We start from the raw sequence: 23296 nt of genomic DNA, 5'->3' as shown, positions 1-23296 counted from the left end.
CTACATCAATTACTATAGCATTTATTTTCTGACATTTTTGTATTTTCACAGATAGTTCACTGTTAGTTCAAAATGTTGCACACAATATTATTTAGCTTTCTTTGCTGCTCTCTTCTCTGCCTTAGCCTGAAGTTTTGCTAGCTTTTTAGCGGTAGGCTTAAACAGTCTAAATATCTTGTAAATCTCAAGAAGTATAAGAAGAACAAATACAACAGTTACAATACGCATAACATGAGTTGTGATTCTTGCACCATCTTTAATATGGCTTCCTGGCATTGCACCATTCATTGCCTTTGAATTAGCGATAATGTAAAGCATGTGATGCATAGCCTGTCTTGCATAGTAGTATGTTGCAGCATCATTTTTATCAAAATTGTATCTTGCTGCTGAAGGAAGTGTTGTAAGCTTCACATCAGCTCCTGCCTCTGTCATCTGATAGCCATCCATGAATACACCAGTATTGGCATTATCTGTCATAACGAGACCATCAAAAGCCCACTCGTTTCTAAGAATACCTGTGATAAGGCCGTAATCGCCACCTGCCCATGTAGCACCAACCCTGTTGAATGATGTCATTACTGCCTGTGATGCTCTGATTTCCTTAGATGCATTTGCATAAGAACCATCATCCTGTTTTTCAACATAATTGAGAGTAACATCTCCTGCCTTCATGCACATTTCAAATGGAAGAAGGTAAATCTCACGAGCGCTTTGCTCGTTAAGCCATGTTGCAATACTGTACTGACCATCTCTATCACCACGGTGATTCTCCTGGTCGTTAAATGCGAAATGCTTAATATATGTATACATTCCCTTAGAAGCTGCACCCATTACCTCATTAGAAGCAACTGTACCAGAAAGGAATGCATCCTCTGAATAATACTCACCATTTCTTCCTGAGAATGGAGTACGGTGAATATTCATTGATGGTGCATACCAACCATCAGCTCCACCTATTAAACCTTCATTTCCAATCATAGTGCCATATTCCCTTGCAAGTGATGGATTCCAGCACTGAGCCATTGTCATGGCACTTGGGAACATTGCACTTGTTCCACCATAAATAAGGCCTGATGCTGTATCAGCATCGATATTAAATGGCTTTTCTATTGATTTGATATACTCGATTCCGTATCCGCTTACGCCGATTGCATTGTAGATTTCATCAGCTGAAAGCTCATCCAATAAATCTTCCCATAGCGGGTCATCATAATCCAGACCACGCATATCTATAAGCTTAAGTCCATTATCTTTGTCATAAACAATCTCTGTATCAGAAAGAGTTTCTGGATCTATAGTGGTTCCTGATTCAAAACTATCTAACTGTGCTATCAACTCATCAGATGCAGTCTTAGTATATGTATAAGATGCACCGTCATCTCCATTGATTTCATTTCCCCAAGTGCTTATCTGAGCACTTGCTGTACCATCGTGTGTAGGGAATGTTCCTACCCAATCGTTTCTAGTAAGATATGTAGCCTCACCCTTTGCATCATCAAATTGATTTGTGATTTCCTCGCCTGAATAGCTGTCCTTTGAATATGTAACAGTATCAACCTCTGTAATATCAGGAGTGTAAACTGATACAAACTCAGATGTAGCTTCATCTGTTGTATCATCAAGCTTTGTATTGATAATATTGTTAACTGCCTCATGTGCATTCTTTGCTGCAGTAATATAGTAATCACCAGCATCAAATATATATGTCTTTGCGTTATTAGCATCGTATGCCTTTAACTGAGACTTATCAAAACTAAGTGACATTGTCTGTGACTCGCCTGCTGCAAGCTCATTTGTCTTATCGTATGCTACAAGCTGCACAGATGCTTTTTCTACACCATTTTCAATATCATAATCTGTGTATGGACTCTGGGCATAGATTTCAACTACATCCTTACCAGCCACATCACCTGTGTTAGTAACTGTGATTTCAATGTTGCAAGTATCTCCATCCCATGATGTCTTCATATCGGACCATTCAAATGTGGTGAAAGACAATCCGTATCCAAATGGATAAACAACTTCTGAATCGTAGTCAAAATCCCCAGCGTTTTCACGACCTAGAGTTACATCCTCGTATCTGGTTTCAAAGTACTTATATCCAACGTAGATTCCCTCTTCGTAAGTAACATAGTTGTACTTTGTAAGGTCACCGTTTGAATCTGAATACTGATAGTCACCAAAGTTCATAGCAGCTGGTGACTCAAGTGGATTTGCAGCAAAAGTATCTACTGTTCTACCTGATGGGTTAACCTGGCCAGTTAAAATATAAGGCAATGACTCAATTGCTGTTGCTGAAATTACAGCCTTGATATTTGGATAATCTTTAACAAAATCAAGATCAAGTGCAGCATTTGAATTGCTTACAAGAATAAATCCATCAAAGTTGTCATTCAAATATGAGATAATTTCAAGCTCTGTGCTGTCTGGCTCAAGATATGTCTTTGCCTGATCCTGCGCATTATCAGCATGGTTGTACATAGAACGAGGCATATCTCTTCCTTCACCTGCTACTCTCTTTAAGAAATAAACAGGCACTGTACCTTTGAGTGAGTTCATTACATCGTCATTTGCTTGAAGCTCTGATAATGGAACCTCATTAATTGAGAAATCCTCAGCATCACCATATGAAATTGAACCAGCCCCCAAACCATAATTTTCAGACTGCTCTTTGTAATAATCAAAAAGTGTTTTATTGATAGATACATTTGCCGAATCAAAAATATCAGCAAGGCTTCTACCACCCATCATGCTATCATTTGATGTTACTGTAGCTGAATTCACACTAAAGAAACTAAATGTAGCATCTGCTGTCTGTGGTAAAAAACCATCCTCATTTTCAAGCAATATTGTACCTTCATCTGCAATTCTCTGATGAAGATCTGCCTCTGCAGTCTTAATAGAATCTGCATTGTAATCCGCCTTGTTGTACTGTAAGTCAAGACCTGTAGTATCAACATCCGAATTATCGATTTTTGTGTTAATGCCTCCCAGCATACTGTCTACCATTCTGGCATAGTTTGGTAGGATGCTGTTAACCGCTACAATTATAATCGCAAATACGATAATAAGAATTGAGCGGATGCATGTTCCAATAATTTTTCTTCCCTTGCTCATTTGCATTCTCCTTTTCTAGGGGCGTACCCCGATTGATAACTTTATCGAAAGAATAACAAAATCATTAAAAAAAATGCAGGCCTTGTCACAGCCTGCACATTTTTTGTCATAATCAGCATCTCTACTCAGAAAAAATAATTCTAAGTAAATACTTATCATTTTCAGTTTTAATAGTTAAATTGCCATCATATTTTTCTACAATAGCTTTGATACTTTGGGTGCCATATCCATGGCTTAGCTTGTCACTTTTAGATGTGATAGGCAAGCCATGCTGCATTTTAATTGTACCCGTGTATGGATTAATGATTTCTACCAGAACAATCCCTTTTTTATTTTGAATCTGCACTGATATCCATCTCTTGGCTCTATCTAAAATCTTTTCATTTGCTTCAATTGCATTGTCTAAAGCATTTCCAAGCAATGTGTACAAATCGATTTCATCCATAAACTTGAGCTGCTCCCCATCTGCCATACAGCTCATTCTGATTTCCTTACTGTGACATATCAGCTTTTTTTCAGTCAAAACTGTATCTAGAAGATCGTTACCTGTACGAACTACAGCATCATATATTGCTATGTCGTTTTCCATCTCAGATAAAATGCCTCGTCTTTTCTCATCACTTTCCATATTGGCCAAAGCATTAATCTGATGTTTCATATCATGATAATGTTGATTAACTACTGCCATGGCATCCTTTGAAAACTGATATCTCACCTGAGTATCTTTCCAAAGCTGCTCTTTAATTCTAAATGCTCTTTTTTCTTTTTCATTGATAAGCTGAGCTCTTTGATTTATCAAAATAAATAGACTTGCCAAAATAGCATACACCGCATGAATATGACCAATATTATTAACACTCGAAATAATGCTTAAAAACCAAACCACAAGCAAAATTACAACTGTGGCAGATGTAGCAGAAAGAGTCTCTATCAAATATTTGCCATCAACTACTGTAGATTTAGCAAACCAAAAATAAGCCATTATAAAAGAGCCTATAAGACAGACGGTATATAGTATTGGTTGATTATCCGGTATCCTGCCGTCTGTGCAATAATCAAAGAGTTCTCTTATACAGTAAAAAATATGCTCAATACAATAGCTAATTGCAAACAGATAGATTGCCTCGTGAAAATTTACCTCTGTAGCAAAATATATTCCAAATATCACCGCTATCCATATGACCATAAACCAAAACAAAATGATTATATATGCGGAGGGAGTTATATCTGAATAATCTGTTCCCTCATATCCAAACAGCTTAAGCACTCCTGTCATGACAGCATCAAAAAGGAGTCCTAAACAGACACAAGCTGCCCCTCTTAACAATGGATATTTTTTCTTGTTTAGAACACTGCAAATCCCTAAAACAGGTATCACCATTTCTAGAAGATATCCAACATTGAAAGAATTATCCATGGCTATATCTCCATTCCTACAAAATCACCAAAGGCTGAAATAAAATCCTTTTTCCTGCTTCGACTAAGAAAAAGCTCATCGCCTGCAACTGTAACCACATCACCTTTTATTCTATCCACATATTTAAGATTAATAAGATGGGATTGTCCACTTTGAACAAATCCATAATCTCTTAAATCTTCGGCGATTGCCTTTAGGCTTTTGCTTCTGGTTTCATAAACCCCACCCCTGCTATGGATAACAATAGTGTGCCCAACAACCTCTATATAACAAATATCTTCTGTATCAATTTTTCTTTTTGCTCCATCTTCTGCCACAATCAGTTCTGTACCTTTGTGATACTTATCAGCAGTTTTTAACACTTTATCCATTGTGACTTCAAATTGCTCATATACTACTGGCTTTAAAATAAAATCAAGAGCATTTACCTTGTACCCTTCTATCGCATATTGGGCAAGGGCTGTTATAAATACGATGATTACGCTGTCATCCAGCTCTCTTATTTTTCTAGCTGTAGTCATTCCATCCTGATATTTCATATGTATGTCCAAGAAAATCAGATCATACTCTGAAGTGTAGTCATCTAAAATATCTATTCCATCAAAAAAAGTCCTGACAATGAAACTGTCCGAATGCTCTTTCTCATATCTGGATAAATGCTCTATCAAGCTAGCCTGACACTTTTTTTCGTCTTCTACTATTGCAATTCTAAGCATCAACTATCCCCTTTCTATATTCTAGTGTAAGTATACCATTTATGTCTTCAAATCGACATGATATGCCAAACCTATAGAACTTTGCAAGATATCTGTTAACATATTTATTGATTGATAACATTCTAAAAGAGCCAGTTACTATGTATTTTATAGTGACTGGCTCTTTCTCATTTTTTCTTAAGATTTAGTATACTTCGTAAGCATCTCTATGTAGCTTTTAGTCATTTGTGACTGTGGCAAATTGCCAGGAAGGATATAGCCTATCTCCATATAGTCATCTACTTTTAGTGGCTTCGATGAATTTTTCGATTGCTACTGCTACTCCATCTTCATCATTGGATGGTGCAATAAAATCAGCCCATTCCTTGGTCTCATCCTGTGCATTTGCCATGGCAACAGAAAGACCTGCGTAACGCATCATAGGAATGTCGTTGAAACCATCACCGCAGGCAATCAGATGCTTGCGATCAATGCCAAGACTTCCTAACAATATTTCTAGAGATGATGCCTTTTCAATTCCTTGTGGCATTATCTCTAGGAAAAATGGCTCTGAGAAGAAAACATTAACAGTGCCATTAAACTTTTCATTAAGCTTTGCTTCTACATTTCTAAGAACCTTGTGATCACCCACGCATAAAAACTTAACAGGTGGATCAAGCTGTGCTTCCTCATCCAGGTGGAATACCTGTCTGATTGGAATGTTATTGATTTTTGATTCCAGCTGCACGTACTGATTGTTCTCGTCATTTGAAATGATGCCTTCTGAATCATATGTAAGTGTGGCAACATTGAATTTATTTGCGCAACGAAGAATATCTGCGTAGTACTTTTCAGGAATAGTTTCTCTGCGTACAACCTCTCCTGTCTTGCAATCGATAATCATACCACCGTTATACGCCAGTATGTATCCTCCTACCTCTTCCAGGTGAAGCTGCTTTGCAATCTTTTTTATTCCAGGTACTGGACGGCCTGATGCAAGGATAATCTTTACCCCTGCCTTTGCAGCCTTCATTATTATTTCTTTGTTTTTGTTACTAACCTCTTTTTTACTATTTAAAAGAGTTCCGTCTAAATCTAGTGCTATTGCTTTATATTTCATAAGGCATATCATAGCAAGCCGATTAGGTTACGTCAAATGTATTTTTTCACTTGTGATATCCCTCCCCAAACATTAAAATAACACTAGCAAAAATAATGACTGGAGGTTTTTATGGAAGATAAAATTACACTTACTATTGGGAAACAAAAAAACATTGCTCTTATTGCCCACGATGGAAAGAAGCCACTTCTTATCCAGTGGTGCGAAGACAATAAAGAAATTCTTAAGAATCATTTCTTGTGCGGTACAGGAACCACAGCCAGAATGATTTCTGACAAAACAGGGCTTCCTGTTAGAGGCTACAACTCAGGCCCTCTTGGCGGCGACCAGCAAATCGGAGCAAAGGTTGTAGAAGGCAGAATCGATTTAATCATCTTCTTCTCCGACCCGCTTACAGCACAACCACACGACCCAGATGTAAAGGCTCTGATGCGAATCGCTCAGGTTTACGATATCCCTATCGCAGTCAACAAGGCATCCGCAGATTTCATGATTAAATCAGAATTCATGGATACACCTTACGACCACGATGTCATCAATTTCCAAAAGAATATTGCAGATAGAGCAAATACACTATAATCAATTCTTTCTAAAAAAGACGATGCATTGCATCGCCTTTTTTGTTATCTATTAAAGTGAAAAGTATGCCAAGGCTATTGCACCTGGTCCAGCGTATGTGCCAATTGTTGCGCCTACAACTGTGTACTGAAGCTGTTCTTCATGGCCCTCATAGATAGCCTTTGAATCTTCTACATATTTAGTAAGCACCTCCTGGGAGAAACCTGAATAAGCAAGACATAATGGCTTACTAAAATCAATTCCACCAGAATTTGTTACATATTCTGTCAGCATGTTGTGGCTCTTTTTTGAACCTCTTGCTTTTCCAATAACCTTTACAATTCCCTCTTCGATAGTTATTACAGGCTTAATCATTAGCATATTTCCTGCAAAAGCTGCCGCTGAAGAAAGTCTTCCACCAAGCTTTAAATACTCTAAAGTATCAAAGGCAGATATTACATGCACCTTCTTCATTTCTTCCTGGATGATGGAAATGATTTCATCGCAAGTTTTTCCCTCATCCCTCAAATTTACAGCTCTTTGCACTAAAATATATTCTGATATGCAAAATTGCTTTGTATCCACAATATGAATATTGTCAGAGTAATCCGCTGCCGCAAGCATGGCGCTTTGATAGCATCCTGAAACTCCTGCAGATAAGCAAAAATAAATAAGCTCATCGCCAGCTTCATCAGCCTTCTCAAACTCCTGTGCATAAACATAAGGTGAAATCTGGCTTGTCTTAGGCACTTCATCAGTCTCGATTAATTTATGATAAAAATCCTCTGCGGAGAGTGTAACACCATCTAAATACTCTTCATCCCCAAATCTTACATTTATGGGTAATACTGTCACTCCCCATTCTTTTGCTACATCCTGTGGGATATCGCTTGCAGAATCTGTAATTATTCTTATTGCCATATTTTTATGTCCTTTCCTAATTACCAATAATAAAATAACATTATTTCAGTTATTTTAATTATTCGTCATTAGGAATGCAAGCCTTTTTTCTTATCATTTGTGTCTTATAACCTCAAATCTCTGAAGCTGAACCGGTTCATCCATGCCGATTCCGCCTTTTTGGCGTGCGATAGAAATTTGCTGTGCGACAGAGTCTACCCCATCCAAATCTGGAAGCAATAAACCTCTGCGATTTCCACTGCTTACAATTACGCCGTAGCGTTTCACATCTAGTTCTTCTGGTGAAGATATTGGCTCTGGCTCGCTTAGCACATCAACATTGATTTCCAAATCAGGCAATTCCTCCGGGCTGATTGGATTAAAGCGAGTATCTCTGGTGGAAGCACTGATGGCGTTTTGAATAATCTCTGCTGCCACACACTCGGTGGTAGGAAGAATTGTTCCAATGCAGCCTCTCAGACGACCAGCCTTGTGGATGGATACAAATGCTCCGGCTTGCTTGGAAAGCAGTTCCTTAGGCAAATCATCTGGTAAATCCAGGACCTTGCCACGCAAAATATAGCTTTCAAGAGATGCCTTCGCCAGCTTAACATATTCGTCAGTAGGCTTTTGTGATTCCTGTAAATGGGCATTCAGCTTTGCCAGATAGGTGTCTCTAAAACGACGATTCTCATCCTCTCCTGTCACATAAAAAGTTGCAATTCCATAACCAACGCCTGTCACATCCTGATGAGAGTAAACATTGGCATCTACAGCCTTTCCATCCAAAGCACCAGCCATTATAACAAATGAACGATGACCGCATTCTGCTGCTTTCTCGCAGAAATCCTCTTTAAAATCAAACATCTCCTCAAAAGCTGCACGGCCGGCCACGTCCATAATCCTCTGGTCATAAACAGGTCCCTCTTTGGCGAATCCATAAGGTCCATAGTCCTGAAGTTTGTGCGATAAATCTCCACTGGCAACGAAAACTACCTTGCGATTAACCTCATCCACAGCCTCCTGAATCATCTGACCTAAACGATAATGATCCAGCAAACCAAGTCCGGACAGGCCGATGCGCACAATCTGCCCCTTGGCATATTTCTTCCTTATAAACCAAAGTGGAACCATTGTGCCATGGTCTAGCTCTGGATCACGCTCACCTAGTGTGCCTGCCGGAAAGCTGGCGTCATAGGCGATTTCATTGATTCTATCTACAAGCTCTGTGTCATATTCTTCCTGGAAAGATACCTCCGGCGCGTTGAATCTGGCAAAAGAACCTTTCGCTCCCTTTCCCGGAGAAATATGGAAATAGTCCGAATACATGATACTGTGTGGACTAGTGATGATGATTGTATCCGGTTCAAGCTTCGCTATTTCATCTGCCACCTTTTCATAGGCATCGATAGTCTCCTGAACCTGAGCTTCACCACCGCGGCCTACAGCCGGCACAATCATCGGTGGATGTGGAACCATAAATGCTGCTAGAATTGCCATAGTATAACCCCTCCCTTAACAGTTTCCTGTGTAAACATATTTCAAATGTTGCTTTGCTATATCTTTTAAATGATAGATAGTCTCCACTGACGTAGCGCCTCTATCTACCATATGAAATCTTGGGAAAAACCTGGAAATGTGCAAAGGAATTTCTGGATTCACTGAAGCTATCCAACTGCTTAGCTCATCCATCTCCTCATCAGAGTCATTCTCCCCTGGAATAATCAGCGTGGTAAGCTCCACATGACAATGCTTCGCCGCCTCCTGGATAAAGTCCATTACCATCTGCCTGTTTCCCGTTAACACGTCCTCATAATAATGGTCTGTAAAGCCCTTCAAATCGATGTTCATGGCATCTACATAGGAGAACAATTCTTTGACTGTAGCTACATCAGCCATTCCGTTTGATACTAAAACAGTTTTCAGGCCCTTTGCCGAAAGGAGCTTTGCTGTATCTATAATGTATTCGTATGATATCAATGGCTCATTGTAAGTAAAAGCCACTCCAATATTTCCATTTGCACGCTGCTCATCAGCTATCTGGGTCAGCGTCTCAGGCGAGACGTATCTGGCCTCCCTCTTGCTAACCTCCACTTCATCACCCCATGAAATGTGATAGTTCTGACAAAATGGGCATCGCAAATTGCAGCCATAGCTTCCCACAGACAGAATATAGCTGCCCGGATAAAATCGATTCAACGGCTTCTTCTCAATCGGGTCCAGTGCAATCGCCGTGAGCATCCCATAATTCTCCGGCACGATGATACTGTCCCTGCAGGTCCTCACCTGACAGAAACCATATTTACCTTCTGAAATACTGCAATGCCTGTAGCATAAGTTACATACTGCCATAACTCCCCCCATTGGCTCCAATTATTCTTAGAAAAAAAGCGGTGCATAAGCACCGCTCTGCTATATACTATTTTACCTCTACAAGCTCAATTGTAAAGTTAAGTTCTTTACCAGCCATCTCGTGGTTTGCATCAAGAGTGATATTTGTATCATCCTTTGCAACAACCTTTACTGGGAATGGTCTGCCATATGGATCCTGTAAGTATACCTGCTGGTCTACTTCTAAGTTTTCTGAACCTGGAAGCTGTGCAATTTCAATTGTGAAAACTGCTTCCTCGTCACGCTGGCCATAAGCTTCCTCAGGCATAAGGTGAATGTCTACTTTCTCGCCAACTTCCATGTTTGCAACAGCCTTGTCAAAGCCCTTAATCATCATGCCTGCGCCACAAACGAACTCAAGTGGCTCGCCTCTGTCGTATGATGAATCAAACTGTGTACCATCGTTGAATGTACCTCTGTAGTGTGTACGGCATGTCTTGCCTACATTCTTGCCCTCGAACTCAGGCTCAGAATGGCATCCGCCACAACCAGAATGACCGCCACAGCTATGTCCTTCCTCGTGATCACCACATGTGTGGCCTTCACCATGATGATTGCAATTTACACCAGAGTTGATAAGCTCGCCCTTAAGGTATGCCTCAACTGCTGCATCTGTATCTCCTGATGCGCCAGCGCAAAGCTCGATACCATTTTCGCTAAGTGCAGCCTGTGCGCCGCCACCGATACCGCCGCAGATAAGTACGTCGATTGAATTGTTGCTAAGAAGACCAGCTAAAGCACCGTGGCCCTGTCCATCAGAACCGATAACTTCTGATGAAACAACCTTGCCATCTTCTACTTCGTAAATTTTAAACTGCTCAGTGTGTCCGAAGTGCTGGAACACCTGACCATTTTCATATGTAACTGCTATTCTCATTTTATACTCCTTTTAAAAACAAAATCCTTGCTATTATAACTTCAAAAGGAGTATTAAGCAAATGAATACGCTTTTAATGCTTTTCATTTGCTCCCTTCTGAATCTGGCCCGCCTCGTCGAAGTACACTAAATCACCTTCATTGATATCTCTCTTATACAAATCAGCATCAGGAACTTCGCGCTCAATTTGGTCGCCGGCCTCATCTTGTAATATCACAAGGACCTGCGGTACGTAACCTGCAGGTCGCTCTTCACATCCATAATCTGATTCTAGGATTTTCTTAATTTGGTAAGTCATATCTATTCTCTTTTGTTGAAAACTTAATCAATCTATAGTATTATTCAATATAAGAAAAGGTGCTACCGATAGACGGACAGCCCTTTGGTTAAATATTAATTCTTATAAGATAAGAAGTAATCGAACCTTTGGCGTGGGCGATTACTTCTTTTTCTTATGGTCTTTTCCGTAGCTTACGCCTAGTGAAAAACAAGTCATACCAAAACAGATGACTGCTATAATATCATAGATTTCCATAAGATATCCCTCCTGATGTCGATTTCTGGCAAGCCAGATTTTGAGGTAATCATGAGGGTACCGCCCTCTCTAATTTAAGGGCCGAATCGCCTACCGCTTGGTAGCACCGAGTACTAGTGTACCAAACGGGCAACAGGGATACAATCGAACAAATTCTAAAATCGAACTTTTTCTGCTTATAGAACTGCTGCAAGTACACGTATTGTCTTCATATGAATTTTTATTCTATATTAGAATAATCTTCTTCCCAACCAAATACAGATACATGCGCCTACTACAGAGACAATAAGGCTTCCAAATTGCCCATTGGCAGATAGCCCTAGAATATCGAATGCAAATCCTCCTACAAATCCTCCAGCAATACCGAGGATTATATTCTTAATCCATCCAGATTTCTCTCCCATTATAAAGCTGGCGATAAAGCCTGCTAATGCTCCAAATAATAGTCCAAATATTAAACTCATAAATTATAACCTCCGAATGATTGAATCTCATATGGATTTATTATATCATTTTATATAAACAAGGGGCTACCGATTGACGGACAGCCCTTTGGTTAAAAACTTACATGTTTATGAAAAAGAAGTAATCGAACCTTTGGCTTGGGCGATTACTTCTTTTTATTGTCTTCTCTGTTAGATTCATTACAATGGGCCATAGTTGTGCGAATAATAATCTATGATAGGAATACCTTTGTCTATTAAGAAGTTACCAACAGCTACTTCCACTTCTCTCTTACTATAACCACAATCCTCAGGTATTGGAATTATTAACACTGCATCAGTATACCAATGCAATCCTAGAAAATGTAGTAGAATCCCAGAACTTTTATATTTCCAATTTCCATTTTCCTGCTTAATATAATCCTTATAATCAGTTGGATAATCAAAATTAATATCTGCGCCTGAAGCCACAACCCCTACATGACCTTTATCTGAAAACTTAATCCATACAACGTTGCCTTTTTTTACATTGATTCCAGCCTTTTTATAATCAAATTCCAGAATATCATTCCTATAATATTCTTCTCGCGATGCCACCATTACCTTCAAGCCTTCATTTATCAATAATTTATCCAAAGCTTTACAAACAAGTTCTACTCCCTGTAATGGTGTATTATATCCTTTATTTGCCTCATATATCTCTTTGGCCTTTATAAATCTTTTGATTATATGAACTGAACTTGCTACTCCACCTGGAGTATTATCATCCCTATATTTATAGTCCCTTATCGATTTCATTCATATCTCCATGTATTGCTGATATTTTCCTATTAATTATAACTATTCGTACATTTAGTCCATAGATTGGTCAAGCTTATGTTTCCGATACTGTAAACTAGTTACCAACCGACCAATTTGCTTATGCTTATAAATCTCCTTATCCAAAACTTTGCATGATGGCATAATATATTCTTTTGAATACCTTAATGGTTCAGAATTGAGGTCTACCATTCCATCTTTATCATATTCAAGTTTGACTATAAACTTATCTCCTGGATTTAATTCTATTTGTTCTATCTCGAATTTACAGTATTTTGCATATTCGATTTCTGCACTACAAAAAGCATTTACACGGTATTTGTTCTGAGATCCATTTATTTTTGAATATCTAAAATATACGCCATCAAACATATCTATCAGATTATACTCAACAGTATATGTACCTTTCTCAAATATCTCACGAGGCGGTGTATAGTATTCCTTGATTGTTTTTGATGGATATACATGATATGTATTTGAATACTTGTCAAATTCTAGTTCTAGTTTATATGGCGAATTAAAGGTAAGTTTCTTGTTTTTATATATGTGAAAATCACATATTTTATAATAATCCTCTTTTCCTTTTAAAACTTGGATTTCTATGTCTTGACTTGACTTCATCGTATATTGAATTCTTATGTTTGAAAACATATCAATATATTTATTCATCCCATCGTGACATGGAAAACTTCGCTCATCGACATTTGAATAAAACCAATTATCGGATTCTTCATATTCTAATAGATTTCTCCCTAGTAATGTTCTATTTGAATATGGCTTATCAGGATTATAACAAGGCCAATAAACACCTATCACCCCCGATTTTCTATACTGATAGACCTTCACCATTTGTGGTGCGCCCCCAACTGTTGATGTTCTATTTTCCTTTTCTATCTGCAATAGTTTGCAAAGTGCTTCATACGGCTCCATATCAAAATACTTATCATGGGCAGATTCACAGTTCTTGCCAAATCTCTTATCAAGTATCCTATCGAGTATTTTTAAATATTCTTCTCTTTTATCACCTATTACCCCTAATTGCCCAAAATGACCTCTATAATTATCAAAATACAATTTACCAGCAGGAACAAATTCTTTTTCTGCTTTTTCTGCTTTTTTTTCTTTATTCTTATATATATATTGTTGACGAGTATTACCATAGGACAGAACAAAGTCGCCTATTCTCATCCCTGTTCCGTAATGCGAATCTAATACCTTGCTAGGAATATAAGAAATGGTTCTTATTCTAAATTTTTGCTCACACCAATCATATCCTGCAAATATATACTGGTTATTATATGGTTCAATTTTTATAGATTCATCACCACATCTCTGATCATCTATTTTCTCGGTCATTTTATTTAGAATACGTATAAAACTTCCAGATAAATCATTAAAGGTAATAGCTCCATTTGTTAATTTTGAATATTCAGCTAAATAATTATTCATTTGAAGCATAAAAGGATAAGAATATTCTGTATCCCCAGCAAATCCAAGTACACAGTCTTCCCTTCCAAATTTCATAATTTTGGGACACTCATCCCAGTACACACCACCATTTAGTCTACTATCGGAAATCAAAACCAATTCATATGTATTCTTCTTTTTATTAACACACCTCACCCATGATGCAACTAATGTCATCTTTTACCCTCATTATAAATTCAGTTACTATATTACAATTATTTGGCTTCATCATACTTTTCAGGACATTTATTACATATTTTTATGTGTGATTGTCCTGAAAAAATATTTGCCTCATTTCTTATGTTTGATATATTAAACTGCCCCAACACTTGTTTTTCAGATTCTGGAGTCCAATATATCTTTAAATGTTTCTTAGCTCGCGTAATAGCGGTATAAAAGATGTTATGAGTAATCAACTCATCTATATCTTCTGTAATAACTACTTTTACAGAATCATACTCTAAGCCTTGTGCTTTATGAATAGAAACTGCATAAGCTATTTGAAAAGGCATAACAGCGCTAATGTCTTCATTATCTGCGTCCTCATCAGGCAGCATCACAGAAAATCTGATTAATGTCTTTTCTGAATCTCCACTAATTATCTCTAAGTCTAATCCCTTAACATCCATTTCATTTAGAACTTTTTCAACTTCAATATCAAACCAAATAACACTATTAACATTATCTTGTTCTATATCTACTATCTTTCCCTTTAAGTTATTATATAAAGCCGGATAAAAGCGCTCGCATTCATTAAATAAGACAGGATCATCTATTTTATAAGTCCATATTCCCCACGAAACAGCTTTGTTCTTATTATTATTCTGTAAGAAACGATTTATATTATTAATTCCATAAAGACCGTTATAATTCAAACATAATATAATTTCATCTTTATCATTCTTTTTAAAAATGCTGTCATTTAAACGAGAGCAATATCCCTTCATATCCAAATATTCTGTAATGTCATCATCTAAATTTCTAACTTTAGTCCATAAAGCCTTTAACTCATCATTTTTCGCCCTATATGGAGTAGTCAACTCATGCCAACTTTTTTTCTTTAAAAAGTACCTTGCCAATCCAAACCAATTGCCAAATGTTATAGATTCAATCTGATAAATATCTCCAACTAATATTAATAAATTAAAGCTTGTTTTCTCTAATATTTGTCTCATATCGGAATTACTAACCATACTGCACTCGTCGACAATAACAATATCATACACTCGATCTACGCTTCCGCTTTTTATATATTTGGCTATAGTACTAAAATTACAATTCTGAGCAGAGACTTTTCTTTTCAAATTATCAACAGCTGGATTTGTGTTGGCCAAATACAATTTCTTACTAGAATCATATATCTGCGATATATGATTCAGCAAGAATGTCTTTCCCGTACCTGCTGCACCATAAATTAATGAAACCTTCGTTTCAGCAAACATTTCTTCTAATATTTTTCTCTTTTCGTCGCAATCAATTATACTAGGATTAGAATCTATCCAACTAGCTACAGTATTATAATGTCCAACCAAACCATCTTTTGATAAACCCATTAATCTTTCAATTATCGTTTTAGTATCATTGAAATACTCATCTATATAATAATAATTACCAAATTTTTTTATCTCTCTCTTCGGTCTATGCTTATAATATAAATTATTATTATATTTATCTACTAATTGTGGTCTATTATCGAATCCAAGAAGATCATCTTCTTGGGCATAAATTGTTCCATTTATATCAGAATTATTCTTTATGGCACGAGCAAATAATTCATGTTGTCTTCCCTCATCGCTAAAAGCTCCATACACCTTCGATAACTCAATATTATGTCCCAACAAAGATGTAGCAAACGGCATTTGTTCAAAAGGTATACATTTATAACTTAGTAACAAATCAGATAGCTGTCCATTAGGAGCGTTATAATATTGATCTTTCAAAACTTTATTACGCATAATTGTTGAAAGGTAGCTTATAATATTCGCTCCCGACTTACCTTCCACAATTAGTTTTCTTCCCGCATCCATAACATTGCAAAAGTTTACCGTTTTTGCTTTCATGCATATTTGGTTTTTAATATACACATAGTTTTTTTCAGAGCTACGCATAATATCGTTTATTGTCGCACCTGTAATTGTAAGATATTTCATTAATCCCTTATATTCGCTATGTGATACTTCAATCTTGAATGTATAGTTAAACAGTCTACCAAAATTACTTAATTCACAAGGTCGTATTGATACCTCAAAATATGTCATTATATTAATAGGCATCTTTTGTGTTTCTACAGAGATTTCATCCGGAAAAATACAGCATTTAATAGCATAATGATCTGGAATCATAAAACTAGAAAAAACTATAAAGCGATCAAATTTACTACTATAATCACTGGCAGGAATCAATGTGTTTTCAAATAATACTTCCCCCTCAATGTAAACTGGTTTTGAATTAATCACATATAACCGTCCGGTATTAAAATCATTTATTGGCCAATTCTTCTTTAATGACTTTAGGACTTCGATATAATATCCTTTTACCGAATTGTCCATATTTAAAGGAAACAAGTCTAAGTTATGTAGAATGTCTATACCAAATTCTTTTTTTACAAATTCTTTAAGTAAGACATAGTACTCATAATACTTAAGTGCCAATCGTTCTGCTCCGTCTTTACTCGGTGTATAATGCGATAATGATTCCTGTACAAAACCATGGAACTTTCGTAAAAAGAGAAATCTATTTTCACTTTTTATGTATTCACCAGCCGCCTTATTAAGCTCGTATTCACTTTTTGGCAATTCAAATTTCGTACTATATGCTTTAATTGCAACATATTCTATTAGATTTCTAGTATGAGACAAAATATTTTGAGCAACAAACCCCCTGCTCTTAACACTAATCAAATCAATATTTTCACATATTGCTTCATCTGTTTCTTTGATTTTCTCATCGATATCATACATTATTGACGTCCTCCCATTTGTTACTTGCAAATTATACATATTATGATTATACGTATAATCTCTAAATTAAATTATCGTATATACGTTATAGCCACCATTCAATAATAATGTGTATTTATCTAAAATTCAACTATATTTACATTACTTTACATATTTTAAACAATAAAAAAGCCATCCCCTTCAATTGGGGATGACCTTCACTTGTCATTTTAATGAATATTTGTCACCTCTTCATGTCTTTCCTTAATTCTACACCATAATACTAATTTGCAAATAATAGCAGTCTTACTATAATACTACAAAGCTATATTCCCTCTCCAACCTTCTCAATTAAAGTAATATCCGCTGGCAACCAATCAACGTCCCCAAGTTGCTCCTTAGTAAGCCACTTTGCTGCTTCATGTTCTTTTAGAACCAAATCGCCTTTTACAATTTCAGACCAGAAGCAATCCATTGATAAATGGAATGTTGGGTAGTCATACTCGATAGTGTCAATTAGTTCACCAACACTTATCTCTGTATCCAACTCCTCCATAATCTCACGCTTTAACGCTTGCTGTGGAGTTTCACCTTCCTCAATTTTTCCGCCAGGAAATTCCCAACCATCTTTATATTCACCGTATCCTCTTTGAGTGGCAAAAATTATTGGCTGGCCTTTCTCATTTTCAGCTTTTATAACTGCTGCAACTACTCGTACTGTTTTCATATACATATCTCCTTTTAAACACCTACAATGTACTCATAAATATCTTCTCTAACAGGTACATCTAAAATCCATTCTATTTCTACTGCTTTCTTCTCGGTATTGGCCATAGTAAATTCCTTGGCATATCCACTCGGAGTCATATGGCCTAAGTAGTAGAATTCTTTTGACCCTTTGTCGTCTTTATTCTTTCTAACAAATAATTCTACCTGTATTCCAAGTTCTTGGCTATTCAAAAACTTTTGAACATCATTTGACTTGAGGCTTCTTCCTGATTTTGATATTGCAATCAAAGTCCTGTTGCTAGTAAAACGATCTTCATATCTTGTAGTAAGACTTATGTCATCATCCTTTTCATAATTAATGAAAACAGGAAATGTCTTTGTCTTATCATTATACTTATATCCACCAATATTCGTTGGCACTTCGTTGTTTGCCCAATTAAGAAGCCTACATACATCCTCATATGTGTACTTCTGATATAGTACCAAATCAGTGTCAAGGTATGGTTTACTATAATCTCGCTCATATCGACTTATTCCAAAATCAACTAGCTCATTTAGAATATTATAAAAGTCCTTATTATGAAGCATTTTTATAAATGACTTGCTATAGGTATAATCTGTATTGTCTTTTTCCAATAACACGCATTCAGCATACGTCTTTTTTCCAGAGCCTGAAGCAAACTCATTTGTCATTACGTTTACAATGTTTTCAGCCTGGTCTTCTGATAAGTGCTTACCATAGTTCTCCTCAAGGTCTTTTGCTAACCCAGAAATAAGATTACTAACTGGAGCATATCCAACCAACAAAAGCATTCTTTTAAGCAATCTAAGCTCATGTATACGCTTACCATTAGCTAGCTTCTTCGATACAAATTCTATAACCTTTTCTTCATTATCGGAAAGACGAATTGTATATTCTTTCTCATACTTGACCAGAAACTTATAGTAAGAACCAAGGTTGTTATTATCAAATATTCTCAGTACATCCATCTCACCATAATCATCAAAATCCTTCAGCGCTGGAATGTGACCAAGTTTATTTTTCAAATTAGTATAGTTTTCTTTTATCAGCCTAACATCACTAAAATTGGCATTATCTACTGAATCAAATATTCGTTTTCTGCTTATCTCATCAAAATGAACCGTAGACGCTCCAGGAATAACTCTGCCACCTTCCATAACGTATCTACGAATATTGTCTTTGTTATAGGTACGGTCTCCGGAAAGTGCTATAGGAATCATAAAGTTGTTGTTATAGTTCCCAATGAAATCGATGATAACAACATATTCCTTTCCATTGGCTTTACGAAGTCCTCGTCCAAGCTGCTGTATAAATACTATAGGCGACTGAGTTGGTCGAAGCATTACAACCTGATTAACCTCTACAATATCTACACCTTCATTCAATATTTCATATGAGAAAATGTAATCAAGTGGCTGCATGTTTTCTGTCGCATCAGCTTCATCCATAGCAAGTCTTTCAAACGCTTCTTGTCTGGCATCTTCACTTGCATCACCGTTCAACGCAATAGTCCTATACTTTTTGCCAGTATCTGGATTTACAATCTGATTAAACTTAGCTGACAAAGTCTTTGATTCTTCTATTCCACTACAGAATATTAGTCCCTTTACTTTGTCACCACTGTAACCATAATACTTAGTCTGTTCAATAATGTGCCTAACTCTCTCATCACTTGTAAGAACACTGAAATCTCTGTGAGCATCGGCATCATCACCTATAATTGAAATATCCTTTATTCCAAAATAATGAAATGGACATAAAAGATTTTCTTCCATTGCCTGTTGCAATCTGATTTCGTAAGCTATTTGATAATTGAAGATTTCATAGATATTTCTTCCCTCAACATTGTCATCGCGCTTATCTGGAGTAGCTGTCATTCCAAGCCAAAGACTAGGTGTAAAATACTCCATCACTTTTTTATAAGAATCTGCTGCTGCATGATGAGCTTCATCAAATATGACACAATCAAATGCATCTTTATCAAACTGTTTTAAAGACTCGTCTTTGCTCATAGTCTGAATCATCGCAAAGATGTAGTCCTTATCTTTATTATCTTCAACTGAATGGCCTGCACCAATTATTCCTGTTGTAATTGTGCTACCGAAAACTCTTTCATAAGACTTCTTAGTTTGTCTGGCCAACTGACCTCTATGAACCAGAAAAAGAACTCTCTTGAATCTCATTTCTCTCATAGCAAAAGCCGAAGCATAAGTCTTACCTGTTCCTGTTGCAGAAATAAGCAATGCTCTATTTTCACCACTATCAACAATCTTCTTCAGATTTGTAATGAAGCCTACCTGCATACTATTAGGCTTTAACTTATAGCTCTCTATTGAAGTAACTTCGCTTTGTTTTGCGATCTCTCTTTGCTCTTTAATAAGCTTATATGCTTGCTTATAGTTTTCATAGAAAACATCGAAATTCAAAGCATATTCTGAATTCCATAAATCATTGAACTCGGTAACAATTTCCTGTGCTACTTCACCTTGCTCAGTTGATACAATTTTAGTATTCCACTCCTTATTACTGGTAAGCGCCAAACTAGTAATATTTGAACTTCCAATAATAATTCGATATATTTCATCTCTCTTGAAAATGTAACCTTTTGTATGGAAACCTTCCTCTGCTGCATCCACATCGTACATACGAATTTCAAGATTGCTATACTCATTAAGCTTTTTAAGAGCTCGTGGCTCACTAAAGTTAAGATAATTCGTAGTTAATATCTTACCTGGAACATTTCGTTCCTCAAGCTCCTTAAGTATCTGCAGCAATGGTACAATACCCGCCATTGTAATAAAGGCAACGCTTATCTGAAAACTGTCACAGTTAGAAAGCTCATCCTCAATAGACGAAATAACTTTCTTTCCCTCTTTATAGTTGTTTGAAACAAACTGAGGTCTGTAAGCAAGATTTGATGCTACGCTACCATCGATATATGCTGTTTGTAGACCTAGTTTTAACTCTTCAACGTTTGACATTTATTGATATCCCCTCAGTCTTGAATATTCTCTATTTCATCTTCCCACTATTAACAATATAAATACCAGCACTTACAAGCGCCAGCGCCACCAACGATTTCCACGAAATATTTCCCCACTCTCTCAGGAAAATGGCTGATAGCAACGCACCAAAGATTGGATTCGTAAATCCGTATACAGTAACGGTAGAAACCGGATTGTACTTCAGCAAAAGTCCCCACACTGAGTAAGCAACTGATGAAACCAAAGCTAGGTATACTATCAAAAGAATTCCCTGTCCTGATGATTGGTGAAGTCTGCCTCCGCCTGCCAGGCCAACCGCTATCATCACTATACCACCGATGATAAACTGGTATCCGCTAAGTGTTACCGGGTTCTCATGCTGAGAATACTCCTTTATCAGCACCGAAGATATTGCATAGGATACAGAAGCAATGAGGATGAATCCCTCACCATTAAAAGCGATGCCAGTTCCGATGCTACCACTGCTCAAACTTACAAGGATTACTCCGATTGCTCCAAGAATGCAACCTGTCAATTTACTAACTGTCATGTGCTCCTGCTTTTTCACCAAGCATGCTAGCAGGATTGCAAAGAATGTGCTCATTCCATTAATGATTGATGCGTTGACTCCTGAAGCATGGGCTAGGCCTATATAAAAGAAAAAATACTGCAATATGGTTTGGAAAATGCTAAGAGTACATATCATTTTCCATGAGCTTGCCTTTGGTACTAAAACCTTCTTCTGTGAAATGCTTCCAAAGATTACCGCCAGCACTCCTGCAAGCGAAAATCTAATTCCTGCAAACAAAATTTGCGACATCGAATCTGCTGCATTCACTCCGAAAATACGATATCCGATTTTGATGCTAGGGAATGCGCTGCCCCACAGCAAGCAACAGACTATGGCTAAGGCACAAACAACATATTTATTACTAAGTGACACTTTATTTTTCTTGATTGATTCCAATTAACAATTTCTCTCTTTAATCATTTTTCTTTTTCAAATACTCTTCCCACGTTAAAAAGATGACTGCACAAAAAGTGCAGCCCTATTATTATAATTCCGTATATTTCTTATTGCTTCCCCTAGACTTCTCCACAGGATACTTTGCCTCGTTCTTATCCATCTTCGCATTTACGATTTCATCCTCATCAAGGCCCAGCTTATCAAGCATGTTTCTGCAATACACGATTACATCTGCGAGTTCTTCCTTCACGTGGTTGATATCGTAATCATCGTCGCTCCACTGGAAGCATTCAAGCAATTCATTTGCTTCGATGGAAATAGACTTTGCCAAGTTTGCTGGTGAGTGGAACTGGTCCCAATCACGATCTATTGTCATTTTTCTTATACGATCTATAGTTTCCTGTGTCATAAAATATCCCTTTTCTTGTGTTTTCTAACAATGCTAGTATAGCACAGTGGTACTTTTTATGGCACTCTATTTTCTTATACATCCCTACAAAAAAGGAGCCTCCAACGGAGACTCCCTAAAATCATATCTTCTATGAAGCTGCCTGCTCAGAATCTTCATCCTCATCATCAGCAACCTGGTTCTTTGATGCAATAACCTCAACAACTACTTGGTCAGCGTTTGTAGTTACATCAACTTTCTTGTTCTTTGAAATAGCAAGATCTGCAACAGTAACTGTATCACCAAGTCTCAGTGAGCTGCAGTCTATTTCAATCTTCTCAACTACATCTTCGGCCTTTGCTTTGTAAGCTACCTCCGAAATGAGCTGCTCTAAAACACCTTCTGTAACAGCTTCCTTGTTTTCAAGAACAACCTCGGCTGTTGCGTGGATAACCTCGCCTTTAACAAGCTCCTGGAAATCCATCTCTACAATCTGATGCTTAGCTGCATCATAGTGTAGTTCCTTAAGTAACACATTATACTTCTTTCCTTCCAAATCCAAAGTCATCTGAGTGTGTCCGCTCTTTCTAAGAGCCTCAGCCTCTTTAACCTCGAACTGGAGTGGGATTGATTGTTCGATATCCTTACCGAACAGGTTACCTGTAACGTAGCCTTCTCTTCTCAACCTCTTTGCCTTCTTTTCCATGTCACGTCTTTGTACTCTGTAAGTATCCATTTGTCTCTTCCTCCTAAAATACAAATATTTGAGCAGGGAAATTTGCGGAATGTCGATATTCAATTGGCGTTTCGTTTGTTTCTCGTGTTCGACTCTGTTATAGTCCTCTTTTATTTAATAGTCAAGTGTTACTTGTTACTTCTCCTTTTACATCCTTTAAATAGCATCTTATTTGACGCACGTCAAATAAAA

General features: G+C 37.1%; 19 protein-coding genes. 1 reads left to right on the top strand and 18 read right to left on the bottom strand.

Annotated features, from left to right (window positions below; all coding sequences use genetic code 11):
- Nucleotides 1-87: 87 nt before the first annotated feature.
- From BO15_RS0108085 to BO15_RS0108070, 4 genes are all read right to left on the bottom strand, one after another.
- Nucleotides 88-3117, bottom strand: a complete 3030-nt coding sequence (locus BO15_RS0108085; RefSeq protein ID WP_099047348.1) for a glycoside hydrolase family 3 N-terminal domain-containing protein — start codon at nt 3115-3117, stop codon at nt 88-90.
- 121 nt (nt 3118-3238) lie between these two features.
- A complete protein-coding gene (locus BO15_RS13240) occupies nt 3239-4534 on the bottom strand; it encodes an ATP-binding protein (RefSeq protein ID WP_052169850.1) in 1296 nt (431 codons plus the stop codon).
- A 2-nt stretch (nt 4535-4536) separates the two neighbouring features.
- The gene (locus BO15_RS0108075; RefSeq protein ID WP_033153866.1) at nt 4537-5250 is read right to left on the bottom strand and encodes a LytR/AlgR family response regulator transcription factor; all 714 of its coding nucleotides are present in this window, start codon (nt 5248-5250) and stop codon (nt 4537-4539) included.
- Between the two features lie 274 nt (nt 5251-5524).
- Nucleotides 5525-6349: a Cof-type HAD-IIB family hydrolase gene (locus BO15_RS0108070; RefSeq protein WP_033153865.1), complete on the bottom strand. Its 825-nt coding sequence runs from the start codon at nt 6347-6349 to the stop codon at nt 5525-5527.
- Nucleotides 6350-6460: 111 nt separating this feature from the next.
- Here BO15_RS0108070 and BO15_RS0108065 point away from each other — a divergent pair, with 111 nt between their 5' ends.
- Nucleotides 6461-6928 (top strand): methylglyoxal synthase, encoded by a 468-nt coding sequence (locus tag BO15_RS0108065; RefSeq protein WP_033153864.1) that lies wholly within the window; start codon nt 6461-6463, stop codon nt 6926-6928.
- Between the two features lie 51 nt (nt 6929-6979).
- Here BO15_RS0108065 and BO15_RS0108060 read toward each other — a convergent pair whose 3' ends face one another.
- The 14 genes from BO15_RS0108060 to BO15_RS0107995 form a co-directional block, all read right to left on the bottom strand.
- On the bottom strand, nt 6980-7828 hold the full coding sequence (locus BO15_RS0108060; RefSeq protein ID WP_033153863.1) for a DegV family protein: 849 nt from the start codon (nt 7826-7828) through the stop codon (nt 6980-6982).
- 93 nt (nt 7829-7921) lie between these two features.
- The gene (gene amrA / locus BO15_RS0108055) at nt 7922-9307 is read right to left on the bottom strand and encodes an AmmeMemoRadiSam system protein A (RefSeq protein ID WP_033153862.1); all 1386 of its coding nucleotides are present in this window, start codon (nt 9305-9307) and stop codon (nt 7922-7924) included.
- Nucleotides 9308-9322: 15 nt separating this feature from the next.
- A complete protein-coding gene (gene amrS / locus BO15_RS0108050; protein WP_081828597.1) occupies nt 9323-10159 on the bottom strand; it encodes an AmmeMemoRadiSam system radical SAM enzyme in 837 nt (278 codons plus the stop codon).
- A gap of 67 nt (nt 10160-10226) precedes the next feature.
- A complete protein-coding gene (locus BO15_RS0108045) occupies nt 10227-11075 on the bottom strand; it encodes an FKBP-type peptidyl-prolyl cis-trans isomerase (protein ID WP_033153860.1) in 849 nt (282 codons plus the stop codon).
- A gap of 73 nt (nt 11076-11148) precedes the next feature.
- Nucleotides 11149-11373, bottom strand: a complete 225-nt coding sequence (locus tag BO15_RS0108040) for a hypothetical protein (RefSeq protein WP_033153859.1) — start codon at nt 11371-11373, stop codon at nt 11149-11151.
- Between the two features lie 467 nt (nt 11374-11840).
- Entirely contained in the window at nt 11841-12074 is a 234-nt protein-coding gene (locus tag BO15_RS0108035) for a GlsB/YeaQ/YmgE family stress response membrane protein (protein WP_033153858.1), read from the bottom strand.
- A gap of 180 nt (nt 12075-12254) precedes the next feature.
- The gene (locus tag BO15_RS13235; protein WP_052169849.1) at nt 12255-12851 is read right to left on the bottom strand and encodes a hypothetical protein; all 597 of its coding nucleotides are present in this window, start codon (nt 12849-12851) and stop codon (nt 12255-12257) included.
- Between the two features lie 54 nt (nt 12852-12905).
- Entirely contained in the window at nt 12906-14516 is a 1611-nt protein-coding gene (locus BO15_RS0108025; protein WP_033153857.1) for a hypothetical protein, read from the bottom strand.
- Nucleotides 14517-14554: 38 nt separating this feature from the next.
- Nucleotides 14555-17299 carry an ATP-dependent DNA helicase gene (locus BO15_RS13830; protein ID WP_033153856.1) on the bottom strand — a complete coding sequence of 915 codons (2745 nt, stop codon included), beginning with the start codon at nt 17297-17299 and terminating at the stop codon, nt 14555-14557.
- A gap of 304 nt (nt 17300-17603) precedes the next feature.
- Complete coding sequence (locus BO15_RS0108015) at nt 17604-18005, bottom strand: (deoxy)nucleoside triphosphate pyrophosphohydrolase (protein ID WP_033153855.1); 402 nt, start codon at nt 18003-18005, stop codon at nt 17604-17606.
- 14 nt (nt 18006-18019) lie between these two features.
- Nucleotides 18020-21010, bottom strand: a complete 2991-nt coding sequence (locus BO15_RS0108010) for a DUF3427 domain-containing protein (RefSeq protein ID WP_033153854.1) — start codon at nt 21008-21010, stop codon at nt 18020-18022.
- A gap of 31 nt (nt 21011-21041) precedes the next feature.
- Nucleotides 21042-21956, bottom strand: coding sequence for a DMT family transporter (locus BO15_RS0108005; RefSeq protein ID WP_242843761.1), 915 nt, complete (start codon nt 21954-21956; stop codon nt 21042-21044).
- Nucleotides 21957-22068: 112 nt separating this feature from the next.
- Nucleotides 22069-22389 carry a nucleotide pyrophosphohydrolase gene (locus tag BO15_RS0108000; RefSeq protein ID WP_033153853.1) on the bottom strand — a complete coding sequence of 107 codons (321 nt, stop codon included), beginning with the start codon at nt 22387-22389 and terminating at the stop codon, nt 22069-22071.
- A 130-nt stretch (nt 22390-22519) separates the two neighbouring features.
- On the bottom strand, nt 22520-23104 hold the full coding sequence (locus BO15_RS0107995) for a 50S ribosomal protein L25 (protein ID WP_033153852.1): 585 nt from the start codon (nt 23102-23104) through the stop codon (nt 22520-22522).
- Nucleotides 23105-23296: the final 192 nt, after the last annotated feature.

The sequence above is a fragment of the Pseudobutyrivibrio ruminis HUN009 genome (assembly GCF_000703005.1).
Classification (GTDB): domain Bacteria; phylum Bacillota; class Clostridia; order Lachnospirales; family Lachnospiraceae; genus Pseudobutyrivibrio; species Pseudobutyrivibrio ruminis_A.
The sequence above is the reverse complement of the archived record's forward strand: the minus strand, read 5'-3'. Positions and strand labels throughout refer to the sequence as shown.